4 protein-coding genes and 1 pseudogene are annotated in these 7,731 nt (G+C 32.8%); 3 read left to right on the top strand and 2 right to left on the bottom strand.

Going from position 1 to position 7,731, the window contains the following annotated elements:
* The 3 genes and pseudogenes from GXK57_RS26910 to GXK57_RS17995 form a co-directional block, all read left to right on the top strand.
* Nucleotides 1–708: pseudogene (locus GXK57_RS26910) on the top strand (collagen-like protein); the annotation flags it as partial.
* Between the two features lie 182 nt (nucleotides 709–890).
* Nucleotides 891–1,979: a glycosyltransferase family 2 protein gene (locus GXK57_RS18000; protein WP_243156466.1), complete on the top strand. Its 1,089-nt coding sequence runs from the start codon at nucleotides 891–893 to the stop codon at nucleotides 1,977–1,979.
* Nucleotides 1,980–2,402: 423 nt separating this feature from the next.
* Nucleotides 2,403–3,818, top strand: coding sequence for an aspartate ammonia-lyase (locus GXK57_RS17995; protein WP_160678946.1), 1,416 nt, complete (start codon nucleotides 2,403–2,405; stop codon nucleotides 3,816–3,818).
* 216 nt (nucleotides 3,819–4,034) lie between these two features.
* Here the strand turns inward: GXK57_RS17995 and GXK57_RS17990 are convergent, their stop codons facing one another.
* Nucleotides 4,035–5,069, bottom strand: a complete 1,035-nt coding sequence (locus GXK57_RS17990; RefSeq protein WP_128211318.1) for a ribonucleotide-diphosphate reductase subunit beta — start codon at nucleotides 5,067–5,069, stop codon at nucleotides 4,035–4,037.
* Between the two features lie 41 nt (nucleotides 5,070–5,110).
* On the bottom strand, nucleotides 5,111–7,342 hold the full coding sequence (locus GXK57_RS17985) for a ribonucleoside-diphosphate reductase subunit alpha (RefSeq protein ID WP_160678944.1): 2,232 nt from the start codon (nucleotides 7,340–7,342) through the stop codon (nucleotides 5,111–5,113).
* Nucleotides 7,343–7,731 lie beyond the last annotated feature (389 nt).

The raw sequence follows: 7,731 nt of genomic DNA, 5'->3' as shown, positions 1-7,731 counted from the left end.
CCTGGCGCTACTGGTATTACTGGGCCTACTGGAGATGCTGGCCCTATCGGTCCTACAGGTGCTACTGGTATTACTGGACCTACTGGAGATGCTGGCCCTATCGGTCCTACAGGTGCTACTGGTATTACTGGCCTTACCGGAGTCACTGGTCCTACTGGCTCTACTGGAGATACTGGCCCTATCGGTCCTACCGGCGCTACCGGTATTACAGGGCCTACTGGAGATACTGGTCCTATCGGCCCTACAGGTGCTACTGGTATTACTGGGCCTACTGGGGACACTGGTGCTACCGGAATATCAACCACTGCTAATTCCGCATTTGCCGCAAACACTACAGGAACATCGATTGCTGTACTATTAGGAGGTACGTCTATAAGCTTACCAAACAGCCAAAATATTGGTCCAGGAATTAGTATAGATGCTTCAAACACAGTCTTCACTGTAAGCAATGCTGGAACTTACTATATTTCTTATCACATTAATCTCACAGCAGCTTTAGGTGTTAGTTCTAGACTATTAATAAATTCAGCGTCAAATACAGCCTCAGTGGTAGATCCAACTCTATCGCTATCTAGTTTTAACAACTCAATAATAGTGGATTTGAATGCTAATTCAACCATTATACTACAGTTATATGGAGTATTAGGCACAGCAACTCTGATAGGCGGTGGAGCCGGGGCAGTTCTTTCTATAATACGTTTAAGATAAGTTAATTTCATTTTAAAAATAGCTGAAGCGAGTTTCTTCAGCTATTTTTTCTCATATTCCTTTTCTAACCATCTGTGAAAAAACTTTTGTAGTCTATATTTAGTTCTCAGTAACAAGTGGTACATCTTTAAATACTTAAACATAATATATTAATTATTGTGTATTGTAGAAGTGAGGTTGTTATGTTGGATAATTATATAAGTATAAGTTTATGTATGATAGTTCGCGATGAAGAGTTGACTATAGCAAGATGCCTAGATTGTATAAAAGATGTAGTAGATGAAATCATAATAGTTGACACAGGCTCTACTGACAAAACAAAGGATATAATAAGCAATTATACTAGGGATATTTATGATTTTAAGTGGATTGATGATTTCTCAGCTGCAAGGAACTATGCTTTTAGTAAAGCAACAAAAGATTACATTTTATGGTTAGATGCCGATGACGTTCTTCTACCAGATGCCATTGATAAATTAAAATTACTAAAGCAAACTTTAAAATCTGATGTAGATTCAGTGACTATGAAGTACAATATAGGAATTGATGAATATGGAAATCCTTCTTCTTCCTATAGACGCAATAGACTTGTTAAAAGAGATAGAAATTTTATGTGGAGAGGCTTCATCCACGAATATCTGGAAGTATATGGTAACATAATAAATAGCGATATATCTGTAACACATCAAAAAGTAAAAGCGACCCCTAATAGAAATATAGAAATCTATGAAGCCAAATTAAAAGAAGGTTTTAAACTCATACCTAGAGATATCTTATACTATGCTCATGAACTTTACGATCATGGCAGATTTGAAGAAGCTCTTATCAACTATAATAATTTTTTAGATAGTGGTTTAGGTTGGTATGAAGATAACATAAGAGTTTGTGGAAACATCTCCGATTACTACCAATCAACAAGTAATTTTCAAAAGTCTAGAGAATATTCATTTAAGAGCTTCCAATACGATTTACCTAGAGCAGAAGCTTGTTGTAGAATAGGCTTTTCTTACCTGTGCGAGAATAAAATAGATCAAGCAATCTTTTGGTATGAACTGGCTACCGAACTGAAAAAACCTGAAAACAGCCTAGGTTTCTTTAATGAGGCTTCCTGGACTTGGCTGCCTCACCTTCAATTATGTGTTTGCTATGATAGAATTGGAGATCATACTACAGCTTTTAAACATAACGAAATAGCCTATGGCTATGTTCCTAATGATTCAAAAGTTTTATATAACAAAAATTACTTTCAATCTATAGGCATGACCTCTTAATCTTAATTTTGTAAATCTGAAACATTATTTATCAACTTCAATTATTAGTTTGTACAGTTCCATATCTCCCAAGAAATCAAACCACTCAGTGTAATATTTTTACATTAAATATATTACTTTTTTATTTATATTCAATATTACCACTATATTTATTATTAACATCACAATAATTTTAACTTTTTCATAATGAAATCGTATCAAAAATATTATATATATTTTATTTATCTTATATATTAATTGACAAATTACAAATCAAAAGAATATGATAATGTATGTAGAACAAAGGTGTTTTCGCTGTTGCAGCGAAGACACCTTTTTTATTTGTAAGAAATCTTTGGCCAAAGGTTTTAATAGATATTTATACTGTATTACGAAAAAAGTTGCCTTATAAAAAATTTATAATGAGTAGTGAGGATTAATATTATGAAATATAGAATTGAAAAAGATTTAATTGGCTCTAAAGAAATTGATGATTCTAAGTATTACGGAATAAATACTGTACGTGCTCTTGAAAATTTTAATTTATCTAATAAAACTATAAATATAGATTTTGTAAGAGAAATTGCTCTTGTAAAAAAAGCAGCAGCAATAACCAACATGAAGTTAGGCAACCTAGAAGAAAAAAAAGCAGATGCTATAATCAAGGCTAGCGAAGAAGTAATGGCAGGAAATTTTGATGATCAATTTAAAGTAAGTGCCTTCCAAGGTGGTGCTGGCACTTCAACAAATATGAATGTAAATGAAGTTATTGCTAACAGAGCTATTGAGCTTATGGGTGGTAATAAAGGTGACTACTCAATCATTCATCCTTTAAATCATGTTAATATGTCACAGTCTACAAACGATGTATGTCCAACTGCTCTTAGAATAGCTACCATAAAAAAAGTTAGGGCAGTTATTAAAGAACTACAAAAGCTTAAAGAAGCTTTCAATAAAAAAGAAGAACAATTCTCAGAAATATATCGTCTTGGAAGAACTCAGCTAATGGATGCTGTTCCAATGACTGTAGGCCAAGGATTTGGAGCATATGCAAAAGTACTAGAAAGAGATTTATATAGAATTCGTAAGACTGAAGAAAACTTAAAAGATATAAATTTAGGTGGAACAGCTATAGGTACTGGTTTAAATGCAACAGATAAATATATCTTTATTGTAGCTGATACCTTAAGGCATCTGACTAAGCTTGATATAAACAGATCAGAATCCTTAGTAGATGGTACTCAAAACACTGATGCCTTTGTTGAAGTATCTAGCGCCTTAAAAACCTGTGCAGCTAGTCTTATAAAAATATCAAATGACCTTAGAATTCTAAACTCTGGACCTAGAGGTGGATTAGGAGAAATAGCTCTTCCAGCTCGTCAAGCAGGGTCATCCATAATGCCTGGCAAGGTAAATCCTGTAATCCCTGAGATGATAGGTCAAATTTCAATGAGAATTATAGCAAATGATACTGCAATAACGCTAGCCTCTTCTTCAGGCCAGCTTGAATTGAATGCTTTTATTCCACTTATAGCAGAGAGCTTACTAGAGTCTCTTGATCTCCTAGAAAAAGCCGCAGTGCTCTTTAGAGAGAAGTGTATAGATGGCATTTTAGTAAATGAGGAGCGTTGCCTTGAAAATCTTGAAAAATCAGCAGCTCTAGTTACAGCATTAGTTCCACATATAGGGTATGACAGAGCCTGTGAGCTTGCGAAAAAAGCCCTTAAGGAAGATAAATCAATGAGAGAAATTCTTTATGCTGAAAATATGTACTCTAAGGAACAAGTAGATCTTATGTTAGATCCTTCTCAGTTAATTAAACCTGCAAGCTTTGAAGGCGAAATAAGAGTGGTTTCATAATTATAATAAATTTATATTAATGCTTACTATGTTATTAAATTCTAAATTAATAATTTATTAAGGTTGTAAATAGACACTTTGACTTTAGTTAATTTTGTTTTTAACACTTAATATCCAGGTTAAATAAAACTTTAGGAGTAGTCAATGACCACTGCTAAAGTTTTATTTTTATATAAATTTTAAACAAATTTTCAAAAATATATTATATTGCTTATTCTATAAGTCATCTACTAAAGCACCAGCTTTAGCATATGCAGTCGATTTAGCTTCAAAGAAATCTGTTTTAACTGAGTTCGCATCAGCATAAATATCCACCCAAGTTGCAGGGTTCTTATCATACCCTTCAAATAAAGGCTCAAAACCTATATCCTTAAGTCTTATATTTCCTAAGTACTTTATGTAATCATTTATCATCTTTTTATTTAGGCCTTGAATTCCATCAGATATTACGTAATGTCCCCAAGCTATTTCATTCTCTACTCCGGTTCTAACCATCTCTCTTAGTTCGTCAGCTAGCTTCTCAGTAAACATCTGTGGCTCTTCTCTTTGTAACTCTCTGATTATATTTCTAAATAACCAAAGATGTGTATTTTCATCTCTATTTATATATCTTATCTCCTGTGCTGAACCAGGCATCTTTCCGTTTCTCTCCAAGTTATAGAAGAACATAAAACCAGAATAGAAGTATATTCCCTCAAGAATATAGTTTGCCATTATTGTTTTTAAGAAGGTCTCTTCATTTGGATCTTCAACAAAGTTATTATATAGATCCCCTATGAATTTATTTCTTTCAAGAAGTATCTTATCATCCTTCCATTGAAATAATATTTCGTTTCTCTTCTCTGGTGGACATATTGTATCTAGCATGTAACTATAGCTTTGAGAGTGAACAGCTTCTTGAAAAGCTTGTATAGTTAAACATAGATTTACTTCACTGGCTGTGATATAGTTATTTATATTTCCAAGATTCGCTGTTTGTATAGAATCTAAGAAAATTAAGAAAGATAATATCTTATCATATGCTACTCTCTCTTCTGCAGTTAGCTTAGGATAATCCTTAAGATCTTGTGCCAAATTAATCTCTTCTGGTATCCAGAAGTTATTCATAGCCTGCCTATACCAATCTGATACCCAAGTATATTTCATATTATTAAAGTCATTAAGATTTGTAGTATTCCCATTGACCATTTTTTTCTTTGATATTTCCGTATCTCCATTTTCATTAAATAGAGGCTTTTTACTAATTGCCATATAAAATCCCTCCTTAAGGATGCATATTAAAATATTTTATACTATGCAGAGCAACTTTCACAATCACTTACAGTTAAGGACTTTGACCTCACATAGTATATACTTTTAACCCCAGATTTACACGCTTCTATATATAAATTCATTATCTGTCTCATAGTGTAATTAGTAGTTATATAAAGATTAAAGGATTGCCCTTGATCAATATGTCTTTGTCTTATGCCATTTATCTTTACACACCAAGCCTGATCTATGTTATAAGCCGAATTATAATACCAATAATTTTCTTCTGAAAGATCTGGAGCAATCTTTGGAGTTATGCTTCCTTTCTTTTCTTCCATCCAAAATCTCGCCATAACTGGATCTATTCCTTCTGATGTACCAGCAAGAGTTGCTGTAGATCCATTTGGAGCAACAGCCAACAGATAACCATTTCTCATTCCATATTCCTTTATCTCTTCCGCTAGTTCCATCCATTGGTTTGACTCATAGTTTCTTATCTTGAAATAATCACCATTATGCCAATCAGAACCCTCAAAGTGCGGATACGCGCCCTTCTCCTTAGCTATTTTCATAGAAGCTTTTATTGCATAGTAGTTAATCTTTTCATAAACCTTATCTGCAAACTCCGCATGATAATCACTAGTCCATGATATCTTGTTGTTAGCTAACATATGATGATATCCGCTAGTTCCAAGACCTACTGCTCTATATTTTTTATTTGTAATCTCAGCAAAAGGTACTGAATAATAGTTTAAGTCAATAACATTGTCCATAGCTCTTATTTGAGTTTCCACTATATACTCAAGCTCTTCATCATTATTTACATCAACGTTTCCTAGAACTACTGATGATAGATTACATACTACAAAGTCCCCAGCTTTAGTTCTTTCTATAACGATTTTGTCTCCATTTTCGTCTAGTATTTCATCCTGTTGGATGTCCATAGCACTCATATTTTGCATTATTTCCGTACACAAATTTGATGAATAAATCATTCCTTTATGTTTGTTAGGATTCATTCTATTTGCTGCATCTCTATAGAATGCAAATGGTGTTCCAGTCTCTGCAGCACTCTTTATTATAAGTCTGACAATATCCTTCACACACATAACTTTCTTTTCGATTCTTTCATCATTTACACATTGCCAGTATCTCTCTTCCCACTCTTCACCATAAAAGTCTTCAAGTGAATAGCCCTTAACTGTTCTAATTTCATGTGGGCACATTAAGTACCAGTTGCTGTCTATCTTTTCCTCTGCAAGCTTCCAGAAAAGATCTGGATAGCATATACCTGGAAATACATCATGAGCTTTCTTTCTATCATCACCATTGTTAGTCTTCAATTGAAGAAATTCTGGAAGATCCTTATGCCACGCATCTAACCAAATAGAAACACTACCATTCCTAACACCAAGCTGATCCACAGCTATTGCAGTATCATTGTATAGCTTTATCCAAGGAATAACCCCTCCAGATGCTCCTTTAAAGCCTCTTATAGCTGAGCCTAGAGCTCTTACCTTACCAAAGTATATTCCCATACCTCCACCGAACTTTGATACCTTTGCAAAGTTATCTAGAGATTTATATATTCCATTTAAACTATCTTCTACAGTATCAATAAAACAAGAACTCAACTGATAAAATGGCTTTCTAGCATTTGACATTGTAGGAGTAGCCATTGTTGCTTTTAAGGAACTAAGTACATCATAAAATCTTTTAGCCCAATAAACCCTTTTATCATCTTTTTCTGGTATAGCTAAATGCATAGCAATGCCCATAAACATCTGCTGAGGTAATTCAAGTGGCTTTCTATTAAAGTCTTGAATTAAATATCTTTTAGCTAATAGACTTATTCCACTATATGTAAATAAAAAATCTCTATCGGGATTAATATACTTTTCTAGTTGGTCTATATCATCTCTTGAATAATTCTCTAAAATATACTTCCCATAAAGACCTTTATCTGTAAGCTCAGAAACAAAATCATAAAAGTTTTTATAAGGATCTTCTTCTTTAGCAAGTGATCTATTTTCTCTAACTTCATCGTACAACTTTACTATATATAGTTTAGCTGCTCCATTAAGCCATTTTGGTTCCTCTTCTGTAGTAAGTTCAAGACAAACTTGAATTATAGAGTTTAGCATGTCATTATGACTCATGTTGTCTCTCATTATATGCTCTAATGAATCAGTAAATTTTTTCTTTGAATATATTTCCGTATCCCCATTAATGGCGCTTAGCGCTATATCACATAACTCTGATAGATTTTTCATACCAATTCTCCTCCCCACAATATATAGTATATTTATTAGCATTCTATTCTTAGCAACACAATATATTGTCTTATATATTATAATAACCAAACATTAATTTTGTAAAATTACCTTTTTCCCGAAATAAGTGAATATAATATACCTTTATTGTATACATTTCATTTTTTCTTCTATTTCCTTACTAAACCATTTTAATTTTAAAGGGTATATTTTCATGTTTTTATTATAAATTTCCATGTATATAAAGCATCATATTTATCCATACCATTCTATAATATTTTGTAGATTTTATCACAAATTTAACTTAGTTATCTTTTACTTTAAGAGTTACTCCTTATACTCATAGTTATCAATAATTTTATTTCCAACATAGTTTCTCTAAAAATAAA

Origin of the sequence: Clostridium sp. C8-1-8 (assembly GCF_009928445.1) — a bacterium.
Taxonomy (GTDB): domain Bacteria; phylum Bacillota; class Clostridia; order Clostridiales; family Clostridiaceae; genus Clostridium_AR.
Note: the sequence above shows the minus strand (reverse complement) of the source record. Positions and strands in the feature narration are given on the sequence as shown.